Source organism: Micromonospora sp. R311 (assembly GCF_056780015.1).
Window position 1 is genome coordinate 45,816 of record NZ_JBSWCE010000040.1, and the last position, 24,487, is coordinate 70,302.

At 74.3% G+C, this 24,487-nt stretch carries 21 protein-coding genes; 14 read left to right on the forward strand and 7 right to left on the reverse strand.

Annotated features, from left to right (window positions below; all coding sequences use genetic code 11):
* The first annotated feature begins 107 nt into the window (after window positions 1-107).
* From AC1WTP_RS28130 to AC1WTP_RS28165, 8 genes are all read left to right on the forward strand, one after another.
* Window positions 108-320, forward strand: coding sequence for a hypothetical protein (locus tag AC1WTP_RS28130; protein WP_481652257.1), 213 nt, complete (start codon window positions 108-110; stop codon window positions 318-320).
* 234 nt (window positions 321-554) lie between these two features.
* Window positions 555-1,088, forward strand: a complete 534-nt coding sequence (locus AC1WTP_RS28135; RefSeq protein ID WP_481652258.1) for a toxin-antitoxin system HicB family antitoxin — start codon at window positions 555-557, stop codon at window positions 1,086-1,088.
* An 81-nt stretch (window positions 1,089-1,169) separates the two neighbouring features.
* On the forward strand, window positions 1,170-2,015 hold the full coding sequence (locus AC1WTP_RS28140) for a DUF4097 family beta strand repeat-containing protein (RefSeq protein ID WP_481652259.1): 846 nt from the start codon (window positions 1,170-1,172) through the stop codon (window positions 2,013-2,015).
* A gap of 29 nt (window positions 2,016-2,044) precedes the next feature.
* Complete coding sequence (locus tag AC1WTP_RS28145) at window positions 2,045-3,004, forward strand: ATP-binding cassette domain-containing protein (protein ID WP_481652260.1); 960 nt, start codon at window positions 2,045-2,047, stop codon at window positions 3,002-3,004.
* Complete coding sequence (locus tag AC1WTP_RS28150) at window positions 3,001-3,840, forward strand: ABC transporter permease (protein WP_481652261.1); 840 nt, start codon at window positions 3,001-3,003, stop codon at window positions 3,838-3,840. Before AC1WTP_RS28145 ends, AC1WTP_RS28150 begins: the two co-directional genes overlap by 4 nt.
* A gap of 127 nt (window positions 3,841-3,967) precedes the next feature.
* The gene (locus tag AC1WTP_RS28155; protein ID WP_481652262.1) at window positions 3,968-6,142 is read left to right on the forward strand and encodes an MMPL family transporter; all 2,175 of its coding nucleotides are present in this window, start codon (window positions 3,968-3,970) and stop codon (window positions 6,140-6,142) included.
* Between the two features lie 244 nt (window positions 6,143-6,386).
* Window positions 6,387-7,646 carry a M48 family metallopeptidase gene (locus AC1WTP_RS28160; RefSeq protein ID WP_481652263.1) on the forward strand — a complete coding sequence of 420 codons (1,260 nt, stop codon included), beginning with the start codon at window positions 6,387-6,389 and terminating at the stop codon, window positions 7,644-7,646.
* Complete coding sequence (locus AC1WTP_RS28165; protein ID WP_481652264.1) at window positions 7,643-8,767, forward strand: glycosyltransferase family 4 protein; 1,125 nt, start codon at window positions 7,643-7,645, stop codon at window positions 8,765-8,767. Before AC1WTP_RS28160 ends, AC1WTP_RS28165 begins: the two co-directional genes overlap by 4 nt.
* A 421-nt stretch (window positions 8,768-9,188) precedes the next feature.
* Here the strand turns inward: AC1WTP_RS28165 and AC1WTP_RS28170 are convergent, their stop codons facing one another.
* From AC1WTP_RS28170 to AC1WTP_RS28190, 5 genes are all read right to left on the reverse strand, one after another.
* Entirely contained in the window at window positions 9,189-10,940 is a 1,752-nt protein-coding gene (locus tag AC1WTP_RS28170) for a putative bifunctional diguanylate cyclase/phosphodiesterase (RefSeq protein WP_481652265.1), read from the reverse strand.
* A gap of 1 nt (window position 10,941) precedes the next feature.
* A complete protein-coding gene (locus AC1WTP_RS28175) occupies window positions 10,942-11,751 on the reverse strand; it encodes an SAM-dependent methyltransferase (protein ID WP_481652266.1) in 810 nt (269 codons plus the stop codon).
* Window positions 11,752-11,940: 189 nt separating this feature from the next.
* Window positions 11,941-12,609, reverse strand: a complete 669-nt coding sequence (locus tag AC1WTP_RS28180; RefSeq protein WP_007072219.1) for a response regulator transcription factor — start codon at window positions 12,607-12,609, stop codon at window positions 11,941-11,943.
* Window positions 12,610-12,616: 7 nt separating this feature from the next.
* Window positions 12,617-14,254 (reverse strand): sensor histidine kinase, encoded by a 1,638-nt coding sequence (locus tag AC1WTP_RS28185; protein ID WP_481652279.1) that lies wholly within the window; start codon window positions 14,252-14,254, stop codon window positions 12,617-12,619.
* 71 nt (window positions 14,255-14,325) lie between these two features.
* Entirely contained in the window at window positions 14,326-16,134 is a 1,809-nt protein-coding gene (locus AC1WTP_RS28190) for an AMP-dependent synthetase/ligase (protein WP_481652267.1), read from the reverse strand.
* A 126-nt stretch (window positions 16,135-16,260) separates the two neighbouring features.
* Between AC1WTP_RS28190 and AC1WTP_RS28195 the strand changes: the two genes are divergently transcribed.
* The 6 genes from AC1WTP_RS28195 (at window position 16,261) to AC1WTP_RS28220 (ending at window position 21,465) form a co-directional block, all read left to right on the forward strand.
* Window positions 16,261-16,716 (forward strand): SRPBCC family protein, encoded by a 456-nt coding sequence (locus AC1WTP_RS28195; RefSeq protein ID WP_481652268.1) that lies wholly within the window; start codon window positions 16,261-16,263, stop codon window positions 16,714-16,716.
* Between the two features lie 40 nt (window positions 16,717-16,756).
* Window positions 16,757-17,404 carry a hypothetical protein gene (locus AC1WTP_RS28200; protein WP_481652269.1) on the forward strand — a complete coding sequence of 216 codons (648 nt, stop codon included), beginning with the start codon at window positions 16,757-16,759 and terminating at the stop codon, window positions 17,402-17,404.
* A gap of 55 nt (window positions 17,405-17,459) precedes the next feature.
* Window positions 17,460-18,416, forward strand: coding sequence for an ROK family glucokinase (locus AC1WTP_RS28205; RefSeq protein ID WP_481652270.1), 957 nt, complete (start codon window positions 17,460-17,462; stop codon window positions 18,414-18,416).
* 10 nt (window positions 18,417-18,426) lie between these two features.
* Entirely contained in the window at window positions 18,427-19,131 is a 705-nt protein-coding gene (locus tag AC1WTP_RS28210) for an endonuclease/exonuclease/phosphatase family protein (RefSeq protein ID WP_481652271.1), read from the forward strand.
* 97 nt (window positions 19,132-19,228) lie between these two features.
* Window positions 19,229-20,635, forward strand: coding sequence for a flavin-containing monooxygenase (locus AC1WTP_RS28215; RefSeq protein WP_481652272.1), 1,407 nt, complete (start codon window positions 19,229-19,231; stop codon window positions 20,633-20,635).
* Between the two features lie 26 nt (window positions 20,636-20,661).
* Complete coding sequence (locus AC1WTP_RS28220; RefSeq protein ID WP_481652280.1) at window positions 20,662-21,465, forward strand: alpha/beta hydrolase; 804 nt, start codon at window positions 20,662-20,664, stop codon at window positions 21,463-21,465.
* A 21-nt stretch (window positions 21,466-21,486) separates the two neighbouring features.
* Here AC1WTP_RS28220 and AC1WTP_RS28225 read toward each other — a convergent pair whose 3' ends face one another.
* Both AC1WTP_RS28225 and AC1WTP_RS28230 read right to left on the reverse strand, forming a co-directional pair.
* Window positions 21,487-22,905 (reverse strand): alpha,alpha-trehalose-phosphate synthase (UDP-forming), encoded by a 1,419-nt coding sequence (locus AC1WTP_RS28225; RefSeq protein ID WP_481652273.1) that lies wholly within the window; start codon window positions 22,903-22,905, stop codon window positions 21,487-21,489.
* 484 nt (window positions 22,906-23,389) lie between these two features.
* Window positions 23,390-24,226 carry a DUF308 domain-containing protein gene (locus AC1WTP_RS28230; RefSeq protein ID WP_481652274.1) on the reverse strand — a complete coding sequence of 279 codons (837 nt, stop codon included), beginning with the start codon at window positions 24,224-24,226 and terminating at the stop codon, window positions 23,390-23,392.
* Window positions 24,227-24,487 lie beyond the last annotated feature (261 nt).

A 24,487-nucleotide genomic window follows, 5' to 3' on the forward strand; every position in this document is an offset into this window, starting at 1 on the left:
GTTGTCCCATTTCTGTCGTACCCCGGGCCTAGCGTCGTGGTGACCGACGGTGCTCGGGTGGCGACGGTGACGCCGCGCCCGGTCGCCGCAGCGCACCAGGAGGCGAGATGCTCATCGACTGCGCGGGGTGCGGGATCCGGGGGAGCGGCTGCTCCGACTGCCTGGTGACCGCCCTGCTCGACGATTCGTCCCCGGCCGCCGGGCTGGGCGGCGCCGAGGCCCGGGCGATCGAGGTGTTCGCCCGGGCCGGGTTCGAGGTGGAGGTGCTGGCGACGCCCCGCTCGGCCCGCCGGCCGGCCCGGCGTCGCCGGGTGGCGTGACCGGGGCCGGGAGTTCGGCGCTGGCCTGCCGCAGCCCCGGCTGCGTGCGCCACGGTGTGGCCCGTGCCCACCACCGCGACGGCGGGTGCCCGGGCACCCGCCGTCGGAGTGGTCAGCCGCCGCCCACGCTTGACCTGCGCTCTTTCATCCGGCCACGCCAGGTGGTGCCACGCGCGATCCTCGCGTGAGCCAACCTGGCTTGTTTGTGTGCCATCGGTGTGCCATTATGGCACCATGGATTTGACCTCGTATGTGAGCAACCTCGGACGTGAGTTCGGCACGCTTGCCGAAGCCGGCGGTGAGGAGGCGCGTGCGCTGGTCGAGCGCCTCACCGGGTCGCTCGAGTCGGCGATCCGGATGACGCTGCTGGAGGCGCTGTCGGCCGCCGCCGACGAGATCACCCGGGACCTCGCGCCGGGCTCGGTCGAGCTGCGCCTGCGCGGACGCGAGCCGAGCTTCGTGGTGACCCTGCCGCCCGCCGAGCCGCTCCAACCCGCGGCCCGGGACGGCGCGGCGACGGCCGAGGGCGCGCCGGACAGCGACCTGCTGATCGCCGAGGACGGCCCCGCCGCGCGGATCAACGTACGCATGCCCGAGCAGCTCAAGGCCGCGATCGAGGAGGCCGCGGCCAACGAGGGGCGCTCGGTCAACGCCTGGCTGGTCCGGGCGGCCGCCGCCGGCTTGCAGCGGTCCGATCGCGACAGGCGTCCCGAGCCGCGCGACAGCGGGAAACGGGCCAGGCAGGGCTTCACCGGCTGGGTGCGCTAGCCGCACCGCACGCACCGCTTTCCGCACACCACGTCCCCGACCTGCGGGGACGGCTCACCCACCCATGACGAGGGGACGACCATGCCCAATTTCGAGACGCCCGAATCGATTTCCGTCACGCTCGAACTCGGCGTCGGCTACGTGCGGATCGCCGCGAGCGACCGGACCGACACGATCGTCGAGGTACGCCCGAGCGACGAATCCGACGAGTCCGACGTGAAGGCCGCACAGCAGGTCCGGGTCGACTACACCAACGGGGTGCTCCGGGTCACCGGCCCGAGGGCGCGCGCTTTCGACTTCTCCCGCAAGACCAGGTCGGTCGACGTGTCCATCGACCTGCCCAGCGGTTCGCGGGTCTCCGCCGACCTCCAGATGGGCGACCTCCGCTGCGCCGGCCGGCTCGGGGAGTGCCGGCTGAAGACCTCCGCCGGGAACGTCTCGGTCGAACGAACCGGCCCGCTGCGCCTGCACACGTCGGCCGGTCACGTCACCGCCGAGGGCGTCACGGGCGACGCCGACATCTCCACCGGCTCCGGCAAGGTCCAGATCGGCGAGGTCGAGGGCACGGCCGTGGTCAAGAACTCCAACGGCGACACCACGATCGACGCGGTCACCGGCGAGGTGCGGGTACGCGCGGCCAACGGCGACATCTCCGTCCAGCGGGCCGGCGCCGGCGTCGACGCGAAGACCTCCAACGGCACCATCCGCCTCGGCGAGGTGGCCCGCGGTTCGGTCGTCCTCGGGACCGCCATGGGCGACCTGGACATCGGCATCGCCGAGGGCACCGCCGCCTGGCTGGAGGTGAACACCGCATTCGGGCACGTACGCAACCTGCTGGAGAACGCCACCCGGCCCGGCGAGGCCGACGAGACGGTCGAGGTACGTGGCCGCACCTCGTACGGCGACATCACCATCCACCGCTCCTGATCCACTTCTGGCCCCCGGGAAGGGAACCCATGACCACCCAGCAGTCCCGACCGGCGATCACCGCGACCGGGCTACGGAAGTCGTTCGGCGACCAGGTCGTGCTCGACGGTCTCGATCTGAACGTGCCACGGGGAACGGTCTTCTCGCTGCTCGGCGCGAACGGCGCCGGAAAGACCACCACCGTCAAGATTCTGTCCACTCTGCTCCGTGCCGACGCCGGTGACGCCCGGGTCGCCGGGCACGACCTCGCCCGCGAGCCGGACGCGGTGCGCGCCGCGATCGGTGTCACCGGTCAGTTCTCCGCGGTGGACAACCTGCTCACCGGCGAGGAGAACCTGCTGCTGATGGCGGATCTGCACCACCTCGCCCGGGGCGAAGGCCGGCGGCGCGGCGCCCAGCTGCTGGAGCAGTTCGACCTGACCGAGGCGGGCGGGAGGCCGGCGTCGACCTACTCCGGGGGCATGCGGCGCCGGCTCGACCTGGCGATGACCCTGGTCGGCCGCCCGCAAGTGATCTTCCTCGACGAGCCGACCACCGGACTGGACCCGCGCAGTCGCCGGGACATGTGGCAGATCGTCCGGGATCTGGTGGCCGGCGGCGTCACGATCTTCCTGACCACGCAGTACCTGGAGGAGGCCGACGAGCTGGCCGACCGGATCGCGGTCCTCGACGGCGGCCGGGTGGTCGCCGAGGGAACCGCGGAGGAGCTGAAGCGCCGCATCCCCGGCGGACACGTCCGCCTGCGGTTCGCCGACCCGCAGGGCCTCGACGCGGCCATGCGCGTGCTGGGTCAGGCCACGCGCGACAACGACGCGCTCGCCCTGCGGGTGCCCAGCGACGGCAGCCTGCGCTCGCTGAGGGCCCTGATCGGCCGGCTCGACGACCGGGCCATCGAGGTCGACGAGCTGTCCGTGCACACCCCCGATCTCGACGACGTCTTCCTCGCCCTCACCGGCAACTCCACCACCGAGAAGGTGACCACCCGATGAGCACCCCCACCCTCACCGGCCCGGCCCCGGCGAGCCTCCGTTTCCATCCGATCCGCGACTCGGCGACGATGCTGCGCCGCAACCTCAAGCGCATGCTGCGGTACCCGTCGATGACCGTGACGCTCGTCGCGATGCCCGTCGTCTTCCTGCTGCTCTTCGTCTACGTGCTCGGCGGCACGCTGGGCGCCGGGCTCGGCGGGGCGGCACCCACCGGCGCGGGCGGCGGGCGCGCCGCGTACGCCAACTACGTGGCCCCCGCGATCATCCTGATGACCGTGACGGCCACGGTCCAGGGGACCGCGATCTCGATCGCCATGGACCTGACCGAAGGCATCGTCACCCGGTTCCGCACCATGCACATCGCCCGGGTCTCGGTGCTGACCGGCCACGTCCTGGGCAGCATGATCCAGGCGGTGTTCAGCCTGGCGATCGTGATCGGCGTGGCACTGCTGGTCGGCTTCCGGCCCACCGCCGGGCTGGGCGGGTGGCTGGCCACGGCCGGTTTCCTGCTGGTGGTGACCTTCGCACTCGTCTGGTTGTGCGTGGCGCTCGGCCAGGTGAGCAGGAGCGTCGAGACCGCGAGCAACCTGCCCATGCCGCTTGTGCTGCTGCCCTTCCTCGGCAGCGGGTTCGTCCCCACCGACTCCATGCCGGCCGGTCTGCGCTGGTTCGCCGAGTACCAGCCGTTCACGCCGATCATCGAAACGCTGCGCGGCCTGCTGATGGACGAGCCGCTCGGGAACAACGCGTGGATCGGGCTCGCCTGGTGCGCCGTCATCGGGCTGGGCGGATACCTCTGGTCGAAACGACTGTTCAACCGCGAGTCCGCGAACTGAAAGGAGTCGGTGATGTCGCACGATCCGGCGACCGCCCCCGTGACCGAGCTGCCCGCGGCGCGTCCGGCGGACCGCCCGTACCACCCGCACGACAAGCTGCGCGTCCGCGCGAACTTAGGGAGAGACGATGTTTGACCGGTTGGGACGCTTCGTCGTCCACAACCCCTGGAAGGTGATCCTCGGCTGGTTGGTGGCCACCGTGGCGATCGTGGCGATCGCTCCCGGGCTCGGCGACGTGACCAGCCAGGATCAGGCCGACTTCCTGCCGCGTGACTACGAGTCGGTCAAGGCCATGGAGGTGGCGCAGCGGTCCTTTCCCACCTCCGACGACGCCACCGCGACGATCGTCGTCAAGCGCGTCGACGGGCAACCGCTGACCGACGCCGACCTCGCCACGGTGGGGACGTTGGCCCAGGCGGTCGGCACTGTCGACGCGGAGCACGTCACCGGCGCCGCCGGGCCGCCCACCCCCTCGCCGAACCGGCAGGTCGCCCTGGTGACCGTCGGCCTGAAGGGCACCCCCGACGATCCGGAGCTGCTCAACGCCATTCCCAAGATCCGCGACGCGGCGAAAGCCACGCTGAACGGGACCGGTCTGGGCCACGCGGTCACCGGTGATGTCGCCATGTACGCCGACAACGCCGATGCCTTCGACACCGCACTGGTCGTGGTGGGCCTGGCCACCATCATCCTGATCATCGTGCTGCTGCTGGTCATCTACCGCAGCCCGCTGGCGGCGCTGCTGCCGATCGTGACGGTCGGCATCGTCAGCGCGGTCGCCCCCGGCCTGATCTCGTGGGTGGCCCGGGCGGCCGACCTGCGGGTCGACCAGTCCCTCGAGATCATCCTCACCATCGTCCTGTACGGCGTGGGCACCGACTACATCCTGTTCCTGCTGTTCCGGTACCGGGAACGGCTGCGCGCCGGCGAGGACGCCAAGCAGGCGCTGGTGGCGGCGGTGGCCCGGGTGGGCGAGGTGATCGCCTCCGCCGCGGCGGCGATCGTCATCGCGTTCAGCGCCCTGCTGCTGGCGGTGTTCGGCGCGTTCACCAGCCTCGGCCCGGCGCTGGCCATCGCCGTCGTGATCATGGCGCTCGCCGCGCTGACCCTGGTCCCGGCCGTGGTGTCCCTGCTCGGCACGAAGATCTTCTGGCCGTCGAAGTCGTGGCAGCGCACCCCGCGCGGCACCGCGTTCCAGCGACTGGGCCGGTTCACCGGGCGGCGACCGGCCGTGGTGGCGCTGGTGTCCGGCGGGCTGATGCTGGCGCTGGCGGCCGGCGTGCTCGGGATGAAGTGGGACTACGACCAGACCGGCCAGCTGCCGTCCGACACCGAGTCGGCGCGCGGCTTCGAGGATCTCAAGTCCGGGTTCCCGGCGGGCGCGCTCAACCCGACGACCGTCTACGTACGCTCCGACAACGGCCAGCGGCTCGACCCGGCCGCGCTCAACGCGTACGCCGCGTCGCTGAAGGACGCGCCGGGCATCGGCGGCATCATGCCGGCGGGCCAGGACGGCAGCCTGGCCGGGCTCAGCCAGGACGGCGCCGTCGCGCGGATCGACCTGCTGATGGACGGCAGCCCGTACGCGCCGCGGTCGCTGGACCTGGCCGGCGGCGAGCTGCGTGACGTGGTGCACGCGCGGGCCCCGGACGGCACCACCGCCTACGTCGGCGGGATCAGTTCCCTGTTCGCCGACGTCCGCGACGCCAACACCCGGGACCTGAAGGTGATCTTCCCGGTCGCCGGCGTGCTCATCGCGATCATCCTGGCCCTGCTGCTGCGCAGCCTGGTCGCCCCGATCTACCTGATGGCGGCCGTGTTCCTCGGCTTTCTCAGCACGCTGGGCGCCACGGTCTTCGCGTTCCAGGGGGTCGGGGACCGGCCGGGCCTGTCGTTCATGCTGCCGACGATTTTGTACCTGTTCGTGGTGGCGATCGGGACCGACTACAACATCCTCATGATCGCCAGGCTCCGCGAAGAGGCACGGTTGGGCAACGACCCGCGCACGGCCGCGGACCTGGCGGTCGAGCACGGCGGCCCGTCCGTCGGTGCGGCCGGTCTGATCCTCGCCGGCACCTTCGCCTCGATGATGCTGGCCGGGGTGGCGTTCCTGACCGAAATGGGCTTCGCCGTGGCGATCGGCATCTCGATCTCCGCCTTCGTCATGGCGATGCTGCTCGTACCGGCGATCACCGCGCTGCTGGGCCACCGCGCCTGGTGGCCCGGGCACGGCGACGCCGCCCGCAACGGCACCGCACCGCCACCCGCCGAACGCGACCCCGTCTCGGCGGCGACCCGGTAGGCCACCCGACCGGGCCCCGGTCCGCCCGCCACGGGCGGACCGGGGCCCGGTCCAGGGTGTGCCGGGCGGCCGACGCGCGGCGGATGCCGACGCGGGCAATAGGATGGGCGCTCACGGCGGGAGGGAGCGGCATGACGCGGGTACGGCGCGGTGGCGGCAGCCCCGTCGCGATCGGCAGCGGCGCGGGCCCCCGACGGTCGACCGCGGCGCACCCGGCCGGCGGCGCGTCGCCGGGAGGGCCGCGGTGACCCCGCGCGGCTGGGCGGTGCTGACCCTGGTCGGCCTGACCGTGGCCCTGGTGGTGACCGCCGCCGTGCTGATCCCGTGGCAGCGCCCGCCCGCGCCGCGGGCCGACCAGGTGGCCGCGCTGCGCGACCTCCCCGCCGACCAGGTGGCCCGGGGGCGGGAGTTCCGCTCGGCGCTGCGCCCCGGCGGCTGGGCGGCGCTGGCCGTCGGCCTGCTGGTGGCGCTGGCGCTCGGGCTGACCCCGCTGGGCAGCCGGCTGGTCGAGCTGGCCGGGCGTCCCTTCGGCGGGCACTGGGCCGCTCAGGCCGTCCTCGGCGGGCTGGCCGTGGTGCTCGTCGCCGACCTGGTCACCCTGCCGTTCGCCGCCTGGCGGCACGCCGTGCTCACCCGCTACGGGCTCGCCACCAACGGCTGGAGCGGCTGGGCGGTCGACCTGCTCAAGTCGTACGCGGTCAGCGCGGTCATCGGCGCGGTGGCGCTGCTCGGCTTCTACACCGTCATCCGGCTCGCCCCGCGCTGGTGGTGGGCGTTCGGCGCGGCCGGCGCGGCCACCCTGGTGGCGCTGCTCAGCTTCGTGCTGCCGGTGCTGGTCGAGCCGGTGTTCAACAGGTTCACCCCGATGGAGCAGGGCCCGCTGCGCACCGAGCTGATGGCGATGGCGGCCCGCGACGGCGTGCCGGTGCGCGACGTGCTGGTGGCCGACGCGTCCCGGCGTACCCGGGCGGTCAACGCGTACGTCTCCGGGCTGGGCCCGACCCGGCGGGTGGTGGTCTACGACACGCTGCTGCGGGAGGCCACCCCCGCCGAGGTGACCGCCGTGGTGGCGCACGAGCTGGGGCACGCCAAGGACCGGGACGTGGCCGTCGGCACGCTGACCGGGGCGCTCGGCGCCGCCGCCGCGGTGGTCGCGCTCTACCTGATCGGGTCGTGGGGGCCGCTGCTGCGGTTGGCCGGGGTGGACTCGGTGGCCCAGCCGCGCGCGTTTCCGCTGCTGGTCGCCCTGGTCACGGTGGCCGGGCTGGTCTCCGCGCCGGTGCAGGCGCTGATGTCGCGGCGGGTCGAGGCGCGCGCCGACGCGCACGCGCTGGCGCTGACCGGCGACCCGGCCGCGTTCGAGGCCATGCAGCGCCGGCTCGCCGGGATCAACCTCGCCGACCCCGATCCGCCCCGCCTGGAATACCTCTACTCCGCCACCCACCCGTCCACCGTGGAGCGGATGGCCGCCGCCCGCGCCCACGCCAGGGAGGCCGGCCGATGAGCCGGACGTTGCTGATCACGAACGACTTCCCGCCGCGTCCCGGCGGGATCCAGTCCTTCGTGCACAACCTGGCGGTGCGCCAGCCCGCCGGCTCGGTGGTGGTGTACGCGTCGAGCTGGCGCGACGCCGCGAAGTTCGACGCCGACCAGCCCTTCGAGGTGATCCGGGAACGCACCCGGGTGCTACTGCCCACCCCGCTGGTGGCGCGCCGGGCCGCCCGGCTGGCCCGCGCGTACGACTGCGACACGGTGTGGTTCGGCGCGGCGGCCCCGCTCGGGCTGCTCGCCGCGGGCCTGCGCCGCCGGGCGGGCGTCCGCCGGGTGGTCGCCCAGACCCACGGCCACGAGGTCGGCTGGGCGGCGCTGCCCGCCGCCCGGGCCGCGCTGCGCCGCATCGGCCGGGGCGTCGACGTGACCACCTACCTCGGGGAGTACACCCGGGTCCGGTTGGCGCGGGCGCTGCACGGGGTGACCGAGCTGCACCGCCTCGCGCCGGGGGTGGACGTCGACGCCTACCACCCGTCCGTCGACGGGGAACCGGTCCGGCTCCGGCTCGGGCTGGCCGACCGGCCGGTGGTGGTCTGCGTGTCCCGGCTGGTGCCGCGCAAGGGCCAGGACATGCTGATCCGGGCGATGCCGGAGATCCGCCGGCGGGTGCCCGACGCGGCGCTGCTGGTGGTGGGCGGCGGGCCGTACCGGGCCACGCTGCAGAAGCTGGCCCGGCAGACCGGGGTGGAGCGGGACGTGGTCTTCACCGGGTCGGTGCCGGCGGCCGAGCTGCCGGCGCACTACGCGGCCGGCGACGTCTACGCCATGCCCTGCCGCACCCGCAACCGTGGCCTGGACGTCGAGGGCCTCGGCATCGTCTACCTGGAGGCGTCCGCGACCGGGCTGCCGGTGGTCGCCGGCGACTCCGGCGGCGCGCCCGACGCGGTCCGCGAGGGGGAGACCGGCTACGTGGTACGCGGGCGCGACGTCGCCCAGCTCGCCGACCGGGTCGCCCGGCTGCTCGCCGACCGTGACCTCGCCCGGCAGTTCGGCGCGGCCGGCCGGGCCTGGGTGGAGCGGGAGTGGCGCTGGGAGACCCAGGCGCAGCGGATGGCCGGCCTGCTCGCCGGCTGACCACGACCCGGTTGGTGGCCGGGTCGGGTTGGCGCGCGGGGGTGGGTCTTCCGTTCGTCGGCAGGTCTGCCGGGGTGCTGTCGAGCTGCCCCATTTGTGGGACCGGGCGGGGTGGCGTGCGGGGTGGGTCTTCCGTTGGTCGGCAGGTCTGCCGGGGTGCTGTCGAGCTGCCCCATCAGTGGGGCCGGCCGGATGGCGCGCGGCGGCGCGTCCCGGGGCTGGCGCGTCCCTGCCCTGTCGCGCTGTTGCCCCCATCGGTGGGGCAGCTCGACAGGGGACGGGCTGGTGTCTGGCGGTCGGCTACCGCCTGGGGAGCCGGTCATCCGGGTGACGCGGCTGCCCTGGGGGCAGCTCGGGAACGCCGCCGCCTCGCCGCAGACGGATGGACGGCGACGGGCGGGTGCCGGCCGAGGCCCGGCGGTCAGCGGATCCGTTCGAGGATCCGCTCGGCCGGCGCGGGACGGCCGAAGTGCCAGCCCTGGCCGGCGTCGCAGCCGATCGCGCGCAGCCGCTCGGCCTGCCCGGCCGTCTCCACCCCCTCGGCGGTGACGGTCAGGTCCAGGGCGTGCGCCAGCGAGACCAGCGAGGCGAGGATCCGCTCGTCGGTGCGGCCGGCCTGCTCGACCGCGGGTGCGCGCAGCCCGGCCACGAACTCGCCGGCCACCTTCAGCTCGGTCACCGGCAGGTCGCGCAGGTACGCCAGGTTGCAGTACCCGGTGCCGAAGTCGTCGATGGCGATCCGCACGCCGAGGTCGGCCAGCACCCGCAGCGCCCGCACCGGCTCCGCGGCGGTGCTCATCATGGTGCTCTCGGTGAGCTCCAGCTGGAGCCGCTCCGGGGGCAGGCCGGTGGTGCGCAGCAGCCCGCGTACCTCCTGCACCAGGCCGGGCCGGTGCACCTGCCGCACCGCCAGGTTGACGCTGACGTACGGCGCCGGGCCGGAGCCCGCCGACCAGCTCTCCGCCTCCCGGCACGCCTCGGCCAGCACCCATCCGCCGAGCGGGACGATCAGCCCGGTCTCCTCGGCCAGCCCGATGAAGCTGTCCGGCCGCAGCACCCCCAGCTCGGGGTGGCGCCACCGCACCAGCGCCTCCACGCCGAGCAGGCGGCCGTCGCGCAACGAGGTCAGCGGCTGGTAGTCGAGGTAGAACTCGCCCCGTTCCAGGGCGGCCGGGATCGCCGCGGAGAGCGCCTGCCGAGCCAGTTCGCGGCGGTCGCGGTCGGCGTCGTAGAGCGTCCAACGCGCCCCGCCGGACGCCTTCGCCCAGTGCAGCGTGCTGTCGGCGGCGCGCATCAGGTCGCCGGGGGTGGCGCCGGCGACCTGGCGTTCCACGATGCCGATGCTCGCCGAGACGGTCAGCTCGTGCCCGTCCACCACGGCCGGCCGGCGCACCGCGGCCAGCGCCGCCTCGGCGACCGCGACCACGTCGTCGGTGCCGCCGCAGCGTTCGACCAGCACCACGAACTCGTCCCCGCCGAGGCGGGCCAGCAGGTGGCCGTCGACCGCCCGGCGCAGCCGGTCGGCCACCGTGACCAGCAGGGCGTCACCGACCTGGTGCCCGTGCGAGTCGTTGACCACCTTGAACCGGTCGAGGTCGAGGAAGCACAGGCCGATCCGCTCCGCGCCGCGACCCGGCGAGCTGATCGCCGCGGCCAGCCGCTCGGTGAACAGGGTGCGGTTGGGCAGGTCGGTCAGCGGGTCGTGGGTGGCCTGGTGGCGGAAGCGCGCCTCGCTGGCGCGCAGCGCCCGCTCCGCCTGGGCGCGGGCGGTCATCGCCGCCCGGCGGATCGACTCCTGCTCGTCGAGCGTGCGGTCGCGCAGCGCGCGGGCGTAGCCGGTGGCCACGGCGGCCAGCAACCGGGCCATCCGGTCCTCGACGTCGTCGGCGACCAGGCCGAGGTCGCGCACCAGCCGGAGCTGGACCACCTCGACGGTCCGGCCCAGCCCCTCCGCGGAGGCGATGTGCGCGGCCACCAGCTCCGCGCCGACCCGGTGCCCGACCCGCAGGTCGAACGGCTCGGCCACCAGCGCCGTGGCCAGCTGCTCGGTGAGCCGTTGCAGCAGCGCCTCCAGCTGGGCCTGGGTCATCGGCAGGTAGCTGGTGCCCGAGACGGCCTTGGCCCAGGCCCGGGCGAAGGTCCCCGGCCGGGACCGGACACCGGTCTCGGGCATCTCATCCACCGAGCCGCCCGACGCCGCCGATGAAGGCGGCCCGCTCGGCGTCCTCGGCGGCCTCGGCCGAGTCCGGGCGCCACTGCGGCACCCAGACCACGCCCGGCTCGACCAGCTCGAAGCCGTCGAAGAGCGCGGTCAGTTCGGCCCGGCTGCGGATCCAGAGCGGGTTGTCGGTGTTGCGGTAGACCCGTTCCGCCTCGGCCCGCTCGTTGACCGGGCGGCCGTCCGCGCTGGCCTGGGAGAGCACCAGCCAGCTTCCGGGCGCCAACGCCGAGCGCAGCGTACGCAGCAGCTCGCCGGGACGGTCGTCGTCGGGGACGAAGTGCAGCACCGCCACGACCAGCACGGCGACCGGCTCGGTGAAGTCGAGCAGTCCGCGCACGTCCGGGTGGGCGAGGATCCGCTCGGGGTGGCGCAGGTCCTCCTGCACCACGGCGGCCCGGTCGTTGCCGGCGAGGATCTCGCGGCTGTGCGCCACCGCCACCGGGTCGACGTCGACGTAGACCACCCGCGACTCCGGGGCGATCCACTGGGCGATCTCGTGCACGTTGCCGACGGTGGGGATGCCCGAGCCGATGTCCAGGAACTGCCGGACCCCGGACTCGGTCAGGAACTGCACCGCCCGGCGCAGGAACGCCCGGTTGGCCTGGGCCATCAGCGGCGCCTCCGGCACGGCGGCGACCATCGCCTGGGCCGCCGCCCGGTCCACCGCGAAGTTGTGCGAGCCGCCGAGGTAGTAGTCGTACATGCGTGCCACGCTGGGGCGTTCGATGTCGATCGTCTCGGGTGCCCAGTCCGGCCGTTGCATGCCCTCACCCCTCGCGTCACCGTGCGGGCGTCGTCGCCCGCGCGGGTATTCTGCCCGCCGTACGCCCGGGAGACCATAGCGCGTCGGTCCGTACCTCACGCACGCCGGTCGATGGACGAAGGTCCGCGGCCGCCGGCGGGCGGACGCGGACCGGTGCGGTCGTCCGTGGGTGGGCCCCGGGCGGGACCGTCAGAACTTCGGGGCGTCGGGCGCCTCGAGCAGGCCCAGCCGCAGCGCGGTCATCAGCGCCTGCGCCCGGTTCGCCGCGCCCAGCTTCTCGTAGAGCTTGGAGATGTGGGTCTTGGCGGTGGACTCGCTGACGAAGAGCTGCTTGGCGATGCCGGCCACGCTCATTCCGTCGGCGAGCAGCCGCAGCACCTGGCCCTCGCGCGGGGAGAGCTGCGGGCCGGAGGGCGCCAGCCGGCGCTTCATCGCCTCGGCCAGGTCGGCGGCGGTGAAGGCGCTGGGGGAGGAGGCGGCGTGCCGGGCGGCGGCGACGACCTCGTCGGCCGGGGCGGTCTTCGGCACGAACGCGCTCGCACCGGCCTCCAGGGCGCCGAAGAGCTGGTCGTCACCGGCGTACATGGTGAGCACCACGATGCCCATCGAGGCGCTGGACTTGCGCAGCGCGCGGGTGGCCTCCAGACCGCTGCCGTCGGGCAGGCGCAGGTCCATGATCACCACGTCCGGCTGCAGCGCACCGGCCTGGCGTACCCCCTCCGCCGCCGTGGCGGCCTCCCCGACGACCTCGAACTGCCGGTCACGCTCGAACGCGTGCCGGAGGCCCTTCCGGATCAGATCGTGATCGTCGACAAGGAGGACCTTGGTACGGGTGGCCGGTGTCGGACTTGTGGTCATCCTCGGGTTACTCCCCTTCTGCTGCCGCTGCGCTACCGCGCACGTTATCGCGCCGGGGCGAGGAACCGACCACCACCGCCACGGTCGTGCCGCTCGGCTGCCGCGGCCTGATCTCCAACCGGCCCCGGATACGTTCCGCCCTCTCGGCCATGATCGCAAGACCGTAGTGCCCGTCGGAGCGCTGGTCAGCGATCCCCTGACCGTCATCCGACACTTCTATTTGCGCGTACGGGGGGTCCACCTCGCAGGTGACCCAGAGATTCGACGCCCCGGCGTGCTTGCGCGCGTTGGTCACCGCCTCCTGGGCGATGCGCAGCAACTCGGCCTCGGTGGCGGCCGGCAGCCGCGCGGTGGACTCGTCCAGCGACAGGTGCACCCGCAGCCCGCCCGAGGCGCCCACGGTGCGGGCGTACTCGGCGATCGCGGCGGCCAGGCCTCCGTGCCGGTCCACCTCGCTGCGCAGCTCGAACAGGCTCAGCCGCAGCTCGGTGATCACCCGGGTGACCTCGCCGCGCAGCGTGCGCAGCGCCTCGGCGGTCTCCTCGGCGTCGTCGAAGACGGTGGCCAGCGCGTTGTCGATGCCGTAGCCGACCATCACCAGTTCCTGGGCCACCCCGTCGTGGATCTCCCGGGCCAGCCGCTGGCGCTCCTCGTTGGTGGCCAGCGAGCGCACCTCGTCGAAGAGCAGCGCGGCCTCCAGCCGCAGCGCGGCCGGGCCGGTCGCCGCGGTCACCCGGGACATCACCGGGGCCGGGTACGCGTGCGCCGCGTCCGCCTCCAGCACCACCAGCCCCACCGTGCGCACCCCGGCGACCAGCGGCACGATCAGCGCGGACACCTCGCCGCCGCGGTGCGAGCGGGCCTGCGAGCGGGCCGCGGTCTGCGGCTGCTGGCTGGCCCACGCGTCGGCGATCGCCGAGTCGGCGTCGAGCGTGGTCTCCCAGTCCACCCGCTCCACGCCCACCTGGGCGAGCACCACCAGCCGCCCGCCGCCGCTGGCGGAGAGCACCGCCGCCCGGTCGGCCGGGGCGACCGCGCGCAGCTCCTCCAGCAGGTGCTCGGAGATGCCGCCCGGGTCGAGGGTCGCCCCGGGCAACTGGCGGGCGACCGTGCGCAGCTGGGTCAGCAGCCGGGTGGCCTCCGCGTACGGCTGCGGCTTGCCCTCGTTGCGGACCTGCATCACCCGGTGCAGCGTCCGGGCGGCGTAGAGGCCGAGCGCGGCGAGGATCAGCCACTGCGCGCAGACCGCCAGGTAGCCGAGCTGGGCGAGCTGCGGCCGGCCGTCGACGTCGGTGAGCGCGCCGGCCACCAGCAGGGTGGCCGCGGCGACCGCGAGCAGCACGGCGCCCTCGCGGAACCGCCGGCGCAGCGCGGTGACGGTCACCGGGACCGCCAGGTAGGGCAGCACCGCGGAGGCGCCCAGCCCGCCGATCTCCCCGCCGATCTCGGCGACCGCGCCGACCTGGCTGGCGGCCAGCCCCAGCACCACCACCTCGGCGACCCGGCTGAGCGGGCCGACCAGCCGGTGCTCGGGCGCCAGCAGGGCGGGCAGCCCGGCGACGGCCAGCAGCGCGATCCACCAGAGCTGGCGGGCGTCGTGCGTGGCGAGCAGGGTCAGGACGGCGACCAGCGCCAGCACGACCACGCGCGCAGCCGCGGCGAGGGGATGCGGGTGCGGCCGGGTGGGCGTCGAGGTGGACACGTGACGGATGGTAGTCAGCCTTGGTAGATCTCGGCGATCTCCGCCGCGTACGTCTTGTGCACGACCTGTCGCTTGACCTTGAGCGACGGGGTGAGTTCCCCGGTCGCCTCGGTGAAGTCGCGGGGCAGGATCCGGAACACCCGGATCGCCTCGGCCTTGGAGACGGCCAGGTTGGCCAGGTCGACCGCGCGCTGGATCTCCGACCGCATGCCCTCGTGCTCGCGTAGCCGCTCGACCGGGGTGTCCGCCGGCAGCCCGGCCCCGGCGAGCCAGCCCGGCAGCGCCTCCTCGTCGATGGTGACCAGCGCCGCGATGAACGGCTGCCGGTCGCCGACGACCACGCACTGGCTGACCAGCGGGTGGGCCCGGACCTGGTCCTCGAGCACCGCCGGGGCGACGTTCTTGCCGCCGGCGGTCACGATGATCTCCTTCTTGCGGCCGGTGATGGTCAGGAAACCGTCGTCGTCGAGGTGGCCGAGGTCGCCGGTGCGGAACCAGCCGTCCGGGGTGAGCGCCTCGGCGGTGGCGGCCTCGTTGCGCCAGTAGCCCTGGAAGATCAGGTCGCCGGCGATGAGGATCTCGCCGTCGTCGTCGATCCGGATGGTCACCCCGGGCAGCGGCCGGCCGACCGTGCCGATCCGGGTGCCGGTGGGCAGGTTCGCCGCGGCCGCCGGGGAGGTCTCGGTGAGGCCGTAGCCCTCCAGGACGGTCACGCCGACGCCGCGGAAGAAGTGCCCGAGCCGGGCGCCGAGCGGGGCGCCGCCGGAGATGGCGTCCCGGCACCGGCCGCCGAGCGCGGCGCGCAGCTTGCCGTAGACCAGCTTGTCGAAGAGGGCGTGCTGGGCGCGCAGCGCCAGGCCCGGCCCGCGCGGGGTCTCCAGCGCCTCGCTGTACGCGATGGCGACCGCCTCGGCGCGGGCGAAGATCTTGCCCTTGCCGTCGGCCTCGGCCTTCTGCTTGGCGCCGTTGTAGACCTTCTCGAAGACCCGGGGCACCGACAGCACGAAGGTGGGCCGGAACTCCTGCAGCTCGGCGACCAGGGCCTTGGTGTCCGAGCAGTGCCGCATGGTGGCCCGGGCGTGCACCACGCCGATCTGGATGAGCCGGGCGAAGGCGTGCGCCAGGGGCAGGAAGAGCAGCGTGGAGGCGCCCGGGTTGAACAGGTTCGGCAGCACCGGCACCGCGTTGGCGATGTCCGCGTACATGTTGCGGTGGGTGAGCACGCAGCCCTTGGGGCGGCCGGTGGTGCCGCTGGTGTAGATGATGGTGGCCACGTCGCCGGCGCGCACCTCCCGGCGGCGCCGCTCGATCTCGGCCGGGTCGACCGACGCGCCCGCCGTGACCAGCTCGTCCACCCCGCCGAGGTCGATCTGCCAGACCTGACCCAGCTCGGGCAGCCGGTCCCGGACGCCGGCGACCAGGGTGGCGTGCGCGTTGCTCTCGACCACGCAGGCGACCGCCCCGGAGTCGGCCAGGATCCAGGCGGCCTGCTCGGCGCTGGACGTCTCGTAGATCGGCACGGTGACCCCGCCGGCGGCCCAGATGGCGTAGTCGATCAGGGTCCACTCGTAGCGGGTGCGGCTCATCAGGCCGACCCGCGCGCCGGGCTGGACCCCCGCCGCGACCAGGCCGCGGGCCACCGCGACCACCTCGTCGCGGAACTGCCGGCAGGTGACGTCCACCCAGGCCGCGCCGTCGGTGGCCGGGTCGCGCCGGACGAACTGCACCGCGTCCGGGGCCTCCTCGGCGTTGTCCCAGACCGGGTCGGTGAGGTTGGCCGCATCGCCGACGGTGACGATCGGCGGGACGGAGAACTCGCGCACCTGCACTCCCTCGTGCTCACACGGACCGGGCCGGCCGCCACCTATGGTCGGCTCCGTCGAAACCTACCCGCCCGGCCAGGTGGGTGGCGTAGGCAGGTTGCCCCGGCCGCCGGGTAGCCTCCCCCCATGGCGGACTCCTCCACCCAGTCGATCATCATCGGCGCGTCACCGGACCGGGTGGCCGCGGTCGTCTGCGACTTCCCGAGCTACCCGGAATGGACCGAGGCGGTGCGCCGGGTCGAGGTGCTCGAGGAGTACGAGGACGGCTACGCCAGCCAGGTGCGGTTCACCATCGACGCGGGGGTGATGGCCGACGAGTACGTGCTCGCCTACGAGTACGCCGAGGACCTCTCCCGGATCGAGTGGCACCTGGTGGCGCCGTCGAAGATGCAGAAGTCCCAGCGCGGCTCGTACGACCTGGCCGGCAACCCGGACGGCAGCACCACGGTGACCTACACCCTGGAGGTGGAGCTCTCCGTCGGGATGCTCGGGATGTTCCGCCGCAAGGCCGAGAAAATGATCATGGATACCGCGTTGAAGCAGCTGAAGCGCCGGGTAGAAGCACCCGGTGCGGCGCAGTGACGGGTACGGCGGCCCGGCCGCCCCGGTAGAGGAGCCCAGCGTGGGTGCAACGGATCCGGGTACGGCCCGGGAAGAGGCGGAACGGCTGGTCGCCACCCTGCTGGCCACCGCGCGGCTGGCCTCGGCGGGTTCGGCGGCCGGCGGGCTCGGTCCGCTCGGTGGGATCGTGTCGAGTGTCCTCGGTCACAGTGGCGGCCCGGGCGCGTCCACCGGCCGCGCCGGGGGCGGTTTCGCCACCGGTACGGCCGAATGCTGCGTCTGCCCGATCTGTCGGGCGGTGGCGGCGCTGCGGGACCCGAGTCCGGAATTCGCCGAGCGGCTCGCCACCGGCGCCGGTGACCTGGCCGCGGGGGTGGCCAGCCTGCTGCGGGCGTTCGCCCCGGCCGAGCCGCCGCCGGCGTCCCCGCCGCCCCCGGAAGCACCGCCGGGCGACGCCGGTGCGGGCGCCGACGACGACCGGGTGTGGCGCGAGGCCACCCGGAGCGGGCATGATTCCCAACCGGCGCCGGAGCCCGACGTCTGGTCCGCCGCGACCCGGGCGGAGGACGCGACCGCTCCGGCCGTCGCCGTGCCGCCCGTCGACGTCGCCGCGGCGGCCACCGCCCGGGCGGCGGCCGGCGGTCCCGTGGTGCCCGCTGCGCGGATGCCCGGCGACGCGGCCGCGGACGCACCGGGCGACGGGGCCTGACCAGACATCTCGGCACCCACCGGCCGCGCCGGTGCGGGCGGCGCAGCAGAGGGGAGTGGCAGCGGTGACGCTGACCATCGGAGTCGACGTGGGTGGCACGAAGGTGGCCGCCGGCGTCGTGGACGACACCGGCACGGTGCTCGTGCAGGCCCGACGGGACACTCCCGCCGACGACGTCGGCAAGACCCGGGACGTCATCATCGAGCTGGTCGCGGAGCTGGCCACCGGCCGGACGGTCGACGGGGTCGGCATCGGTGCGGCCGGGTGGATCGACGCCAGCCGCTCCACCGTCCTCTTCGCGCCCAACCTGGCCTGGCGGGACGAGCCGCTGCGCGAGTACGTCAGCGCCGCCACCGGCCTGCCGGTGATCGTGGAGAACGACGCCAACGTGGCCGCCTGGGCGGAGTTCCGCTACGGCGCCGCCCGGCACGCCGACGACTCGATGGTCATGTTCACCATCGGCACCGGGGTCGGCGGCGGCATCGTGCTCGGCGGGGAACTGCTGCGCGGCGCCAACGGCATCGCCGCCGAGCTGGGCCACATGCTCACCGTGCCGGACGGGCACCAGTGCGGCTGCGGCCGGCTCGGCTGCATCGAGCAGTACGCCAGCGGCAGCGCCCTGGTGCGGTTCGCCCGCGCCGCCGCCCGGCAGGAACCGCACCGCGCCACCGCGCTGCTGGAGCTGGCCGGCGGGGAGTCGGAGGCGATCAGCGGCCTGATGGTCACGGCCGCCGCGCAGGGCGGCGACCCGGTCTCCACCGAGGCGTTCGCGCAGGTCGGCCGGTGGCTCGGCACCAGCCTCGCGGACATGGCGCAGATCCTCGACCCGCAGGTGCTGGTGGTCGGCGGCGGCGTGATCGAGGCGGGCGACCTGCTGCTCGGCCCGACCCGGCGGTCCTTCACCGAGGCGCTCGCCCAGCGCAGCCGGCTGCCGGTGGCCGAGATTCGCCCCGCCGAGCTGGGCAACAGCGCCGGCGTGATCGGCGCGGCCGACCTGGCCCGCCGGCTCTGAGGCGGCGCCGGTGACGCTGGACCGGGGCGTGCCGCTGCGCGTCGTGTCGTACAACATCCACAGCCAGCGCGACGACACCGCCGCGCTGGCCGCGGTGGTCCGCGCCGCCGCGCCGGACGTGGTGGTCGTGCAGGAGGGGCCGCGCCGGTTCCGCTGGCGGCAGAAGTCCGCCGCGCTCGCCGAGTCGTTCGGCCTGGTGGTGGCCGCCGGTGGGCTGCCCGCGCTGGGCAACCTGCTGCTGACCAGCCTGCGGGTGCGAGTGACGGCCACCCGGTGCCAGCGCTTCCCGCTGACCCCCGGGCGGCACCTGCGCGGCGCCGCGTACGCCGAGTGCGTCGTCGCCGGCGCGGCCCCGTTCACCCTGGCCGGGTCGCACCTGTCCACCGATCCCGCCGAACGGCCCGGGCAGGCCGCGCTCCTCAAGCGCGAGCTGGACGCGGCCGCCCCGCCGGTGATCGCCGCGGCGGACCTGAACGAGGGGCCGGACGGCCCGGCCTGGGCCACCGTCGCGCGGGGGCTGACCGACGCCGCCGTGGCGATGGACCGCGCCGATCGGCTCACCTACTCCTGCGCGAACCCGCGCCGGCGGATCGACGCCCTCTTCGTCGACCCGCGGATCACCGTGGTCGACTACGACGTGGTGGACACCCCGCAGACCCGCCAGGCCAGTGACCACTTCCCGGTCCTGGTCGACCTGCTGCTGCCCGCCGGCTGAGCCGACCGGGCCCGCACCGGGGCTGGACAACCGGCTCTGATGTGGAGAGGATTTCGCGCGACCCGGCACTCGTGCCGCACAAAAGGAGATTCCCCCGGTGCCCACCTCCACCGACCACGGCCGGCCCGACCCGGAGGCGACCACGGTCGCCCTGACCCGCGACGGCCGCCCGGTCTCCGACCGGGGCGACACGGTCTGCGTCATCGGCGCCGGGGCCAGCGGCCTCACCGCCATCAAGAACCTCAAGGAGCATGGCTTCGGGGTCGACTGCTACGAGCGGGAGACCGGCGTCGGCGGCGCGTGGAACTGGCGGCACGACCGCAGCCCGGTGTACGCCAGCACGCACCTGATCTCCTCGCGCCCGTTCACCCAGTTCCCCGACTTCCCGATGCCGGACGACTGGCCGGACTACCCGCACCACAGCCAGCTGCTCAGCTACTTCGAGCGGTACGCCGACCACTTCGACCTGCGCTCGCACATCTGGTTCGGCACCGAGGTGGTCCGGGTCGAGCCGGTCGAGGGCGACCGGTGGGACGTGACCACCCGCAGCACCGGCGGCTACGGCCCGGAGCGCACCTCCCGCTACGCGGCGGTGGTGGTGGCCAACGGGCACAACTGGTCGCCGAAGCTGCCCCGCTACGAGGGGCTGGAGCAGTTCCGCGGCGAGGTGCTGCACGCCTCGTCGTACAAGGACCCGGCGCAGCTGCGCGGCAAGCGGGTGCTGGTGGTCGGCGCCGGCAACACCGGCTGCGACATCGCCGTGGAGGCCGCCCAGCAGGCGGCGAGCTGCTGGCACTCCACCCGCCGGGGCTACTGGTACGCGCCGAAATACGTCCTCGGCCGCCCCGCCGACCAGGTCAACGACACGCTGCTCGCGCTGCGGGTGCCCCGGCGGATCCGCCAGTGGCTCTACCACACCACCCTGCGGCTGACCGTCGGCGACCTGACCCGGTTCGGCCTGCCCCGGCCCGACCACCGGGTCTACGAGACGCACCCGATCGCCAACAGCCAGCTCGTCTACTACGTCGGCCACGGCGAGATCACTCCGGTGCCGGACGTCGCCCGCTTCGACGCGTACGGGGTGGAGCTGACCGACGGCCGCCGGATCGACCCGGAGCTGGTCGTCTTCGCCACCGGCTACCTGCCGCGCTTCGAGTTTCTCGACCCGAAGGTGCTCGGCGACGACGGCGGGACGGGCCGTCCCACGCTCTGGCTGCACGCGTTCGTCCCCGGCCATCCCACCCTGGCGGTGGCCGGCCTGCTCCAGCCGGACTCCGGCCTGTTCCCGCTGTCGCACTGGCAGATGGTGCTCTTCGCCCGGCTGCTGCGGCTGCGGCAGACCCGGCCGGACCGGGCGGCGGCGTTCGCCGCCACCGCGCAGGCGCGGGCGGGGGAGCGCTACTCCGGGCCGGTCAAGGACAGCACCCGGCACTGGTTCGAGGTCGGCCACGCCGACTACCTGCGCGCCGTCCAGCGCGCGCTGCACGACCTGGAGGACAAGTGAGCGAACGCGGCGAGCGGGTGCGGGTCATGCGGGGGCGGGAGTGGGCCCGCCCGGTCCGCCCGGTCCGCCGCGAGGTGCTCGCGGCGACGCCCGAGCTGGAGGAGGGGCGACCGCCGCTGCTGTTCGTACCGGGCTTCGGGCACGGCGCGTGGGCGTTCGCCGAGCACTGGCTGGGGCACGCCGCCGGGCGCGGCTTCCCGGCGTACGCGCTCAGCCTGCGCGGGCACGGCGGCAGCGGGCCGGCGCCGGAGGCGACGCTGCGCGCGTACACCCATGACGTGGTGCAGGTGGCGGCCGGGCTGCCGCGGCAGACGGTGCTGGTCGGGCACGGGGCCGGGGCGCTGGTGGTCGCGCACGCCCTGGCGCGCTACCCGGCCCGGGCCGCGGTGCTGGTCGCGCCGGTGCTCGGCGGCTGGGCGCCGCTCGGCGCCGCGCTGCGCCGCAATCCGGCCGGTACGCTGCCGGCGCTGGTCGGCGGCCGGCTGCGGTTGAGCCGCCGGCAGCTGTTCAGCCGGGAGCTGCCCGACGCGGAGGCCCGGGGCTACCTGGCCCGGCTGGGCCGGGCCGGCCGGCGCGCGCAGTGGCAGCTGCTCACCCACGCCGACCCGGAGCCGGCGGTGGGCCGGCCGCCGGTGCTGGTGCTGGGCAGCCCGGACGACCGGGTCGTCCCGGCGGCCGCGCTGACCCGGGCCGCCCGGCGGTACGGCTCGGCGCCGCTGCTCTTCCCCGGGATGGGCCACGACATGATGCTCGACGTCCGCTGGCGGGAGCCGATCGACGCGATCCTGGACTGGCTGGCGAAGGACCCGGCGCCCGCGCACCGGCCCTGAGGCGTTGCGCGCCGGGCGGCGTCAGGCGGTGGCGCCGAGCCGGGTGAGCAGCGAGTCGCTCTCGTCCAGCGCGGAGAGGTAGGAGCGCGCCCAGGCCCGGATGTCGTGCCGGTGCAGGTACGCCCGCATGGCGTGCATCCGCTCGTGGACGTCGGCCGGGTCGGCCCGCAGCGCCGCCAGCAGGCCCTGCTTGAGGCCCTCCAGGTCGTGCGGGTTGACCAGGTACGCCTGGGACAGCTCGGCGGCGGCCCCGGCGAACTCGCTGAGCAGCAGCGCCCCGGCGTCGTCCACCCGGGCCGCGACGTACTCCTTGGCGACCAGGTTCATGCCGTCGCGCAGCGGGGTCACCGCCATCACGTCGGCGACCCGGTAGAGGGCGGCCAGCTCGGCCCGGTCGAAGGGCTGGGTGAGGTAGTGGATGGCCGGCCCGCCGACCCGGCCGAACTCGCCGTTGATCCGCCCGACCTCGCGTTCCACCCGCTCGCGGAGGTCCTGGTACTGCCCGACCCGCTCCCGGCTGGGCACGGCGACCTGGATCAGCACCGTGTCGTGCACCTTGACGTGCCCGTCGGCGATCAGCTCGCTGTACGCCTTGAGCCGCTGCTCGATGCCCTTGGTGTAGTCCATCCGGTCGACGCTGAGGATCACCTTGTCGGGGCTGCCGAGGTCGTGGCGCAGCCGCTCGGCGCGGGCGGCCACGTCGGGGCGGGCGGCGAGGGCGGCCATCTCGGCGGTGTCGATGGAGACCGGGAAGGCGCCGATCCGGACCACCCGGTCGTCGACGGCGATTCGCCGGTCGGTGGCCGGTAGCTGGAGCACCTTCACCGCCAGTTGGGCGAAGTTGTGCGCGGCCTGCGCCCGCTGGAAGCCGACCAGGTCCGCGCCGAGCATGCCGCGCAGCAGTTCGGCCCGGCGGGGGAGCTGCATGAACAGCTCCGGCGGCGGGAAGGGCACGTGCAGGAAGAAGCCGATGCGCAGGTCCGGCCGGAGCGCCCGGAGCAGGCCGGGCACCAGTTGCAGGTGGTAGTCCTGCACCCAGACCACCGCACCCGGCTCGGCCACCTCGGCGGTGGCCTCGGCGAACCGCTGGTTGACCCGCTGGTACGCCTCCCACCAGCGACGGTGGTGCACGGGTTGCTCGACGGCGTCGTGGTAGAGCGGCCAGAGCGTGGCGTTGGCGAAGCCCTCGTAGTGGTCGCGCAGGTCGTCCGGGGTGAGCGCGACGGTGTGCATCCGGACGCCGTCCACGTCGGGCAGGGCGGGCGCCGGCCCGGTGCCGCCGGCCCAGCCGACCCAGACCGCCGGGGCGGCCCGCAGCAGCGGATGCAGCGCGCTGACCAGGCCCCCGGGGCTGCGGCGCCACTCGCAGGCCCCGTCCGGGGCCACACTGTCGTCGATGGGCAGGCGGTTGGCCACCACTACGAGGGAACTGTGTCGCATCTCGGGCATTCCGATCACCAGGGGTGTGACCGCCCCGTAGGAGGAACAACCGGGCAGTCAGCGAGGGAAGTGACGGACAGCGGTATTCCTACTGACAGTAAGTTACACCACTGTTACGCCTGAGGCGTGGGCCGACCGCCGTCCCGGCATCCGGCCGGGAGGCGGCGGGCTGCACCGCGCGGGACTCCGCCAGACCGGCGGAACGGAGCCGATCACGGCGGCCGGACCGGTTGATGTGCGGCGGGGCGAGCCAGTTGCGAACGAGGGTGATACCTCAGGGTCATATTGATGACGCTGAGGTATCACCCTCGCGGGGCAACGTACCGATCGGCGACGACACGCCCGGCCCGGTGGGCGCGCATGGCCGCGCGTCGTATGTGGGTCGGCCCTGGGGGCGGTCGGGTAGCCCGGCGGCGGGAGGGAGGGGGCCGGGCAGCGGGCCGAGGGTGCGTCAGGTCGTCCCGGTGCGGGCCGGCAGCGTTCGTCAGACGACGGCGCCGTCGTCCGGGTCGTGGTCGTCGGAGTCGCCGGGGCGCAGCCGCCAGATCAGCGTGACGAAGCCGGCGAGGATGCCGGTGAACCCGAACAGGGTGACCACCGCCCGGTCCACCGGGAGCAGGTCGGGAAAGAGGAAGAGCGCGAAGCCGACGACGATCGCCAGCACGCCGGCCGCCGCGTACTTGGAGATGCGGGGCAGCGGCGGGGGCGGCGGCGGGGTGTAGCGCTCGTCCTCGTCCTCGTCGTCGGGCAGGTCTGCGCCGAAGGTGTCCAGCCCGTCCAGCAGCGACGGCTCGTCCTGCCGGCCGCGCCCCACCGAGATCCCGGAGATGTCGGCCGCGTAGGGCAGCCGGCGCACGTCGGTGGCGGTCGGCCCGGCCGGCTCGTCCGTCGCGCCGCGGCTGACGCCGCCGGTCGGCTCGCTCGGGTCGACGTCCTCCGCCGCCGGCCACGGGTTGTCGCCGGTGGTGGGGGTGGCGTGGAACCCGGCGACGATCCGGGCCCATTCGGCGTCGATGTCGGGCTCGTCGTCGTGCGGCCGCTCCGGCGGGGTCTCGTCGGCGAGCTGGGTGAGGTAGTCGCGGGCGGTGGTCAGGTGCGACCGGTCGACGTAGAGCCGGTCGACCGGGCGGGACGGAACCGTGGTGGTGCGGGTGACCGGGTTCAGGTCGGCGGAGGGTTGCAGGTAGGCGGCGATCCCGCCGGCCGCCAGGACGTCGAGCAGGTGCTCGCCGACGCGCGGATCCACGTCGCCGGCGACGGCGTACTCGCTCGCGTCGAGCCCGTTGTCCCGCCGTCCCCGGCGGGCCCCACCCGCTGACACCGGACAGTCCTCCTCATCGCGCCGCGCGGCGCGGCCGCTCCCAAGCCCCCTGGCGGCGCCACCCGTACGCCGTGCTTTGAATCGTGACACGTCGGGACCCGGTTCCGGGAGTGCGTTGTGTCGCGTCTTCCAAAGTCAGCGGCCCGGCCGCTGGTGGCGGACCGGGCCCGTTTGTCTGTTCTTGCTAGACGAGTAGTTCCGAATCCCGGTCAGTGGTCGTAGGCGATCAGTGACCGGGTGACGGGTGCGCCGGTCTTGTTG

Coding starts and splice junctions, on each gene's coding strand:
- AC1WTP_RS28175 (WP_481652266.1), bottom strand. CDS start 11,751: ATGCAACGGCCGGACTGGGCACCCGAGACGATCGACATCGAACGCCCC.
- AC1WTP_RS28135 (WP_481652258.1), top strand. CDS start 555: ATGGATTTGACCTCGTATGTGAGCAACCTCGGACGTGAGTTCGGCACG.
- AC1WTP_RS28225 (WP_481652273.1), bottom strand. CDS start 22,905: ATGCGACACAGTTCCCTCGTAGTGGTGGCCAACCGCCTGCCCATCGAC.
- AC1WTP_RS28130 (WP_481652257.1), top strand. CDS start 108: ATGCTCATCGACTGCGCGGGGTGCGGGATCCGGGGGAGCGGCTGCTCC.
- AC1WTP_RS28155 (WP_481652262.1), top strand. CDS start 3,968: ATGTTTGACCGGTTGGGACGCTTCGTCGTCCACAACCCCTGGAAGGTG.
- AC1WTP_RS28170 (WP_481652265.1), bottom strand. CDS start 10,940: ATGCCCGAGACCGGTGTCCGGTCCCGGCCGGGGACCTTCGCCCGGGCC.
- AC1WTP_RS28140 (WP_481652259.1), top strand. CDS start 1,170: ATGCCCAATTTCGAGACGCCCGAATCGATTTCCGTCACGCTCGAACTC.
- AC1WTP_RS28165 (WP_481652264.1), top strand. CDS start 7,643: ATGAGCCGGACGTTGCTGATCACGAACGACTTCCCGCCGCGTCCCGGC.
- AC1WTP_RS28150 (WP_481652261.1), top strand. CDS start 3,001: ATGAGCACCCCCACCCTCACCGGCCCGGCCCCGGCGAGCCTCCGTTTC.
- AC1WTP_RS28180 (WP_007072219.1), bottom strand. CDS start 12,609: ATGACCACAAGTCCGACACCGGCCACCCGTACCAAGGTCCTCCTTGTC.
- AC1WTP_RS28195 (WP_481652268.1), top strand. CDS start 16,261: ATGGCGGACTCCTCCACCCAGTCGATCATCATCGGCGCGTCACCGGAC.
- AC1WTP_RS28220 (WP_481652280.1), top strand. CDS start 20,662: ATGCGGGGGCGGGAGTGGGCCCGCCCGGTCCGCCCGGTCCGCCGCGAG.
- AC1WTP_RS28145 (WP_481652260.1), top strand. CDS start 2,045: ATGACCACCCAGCAGTCCCGACCGGCGATCACCGCGACCGGGCTACGG.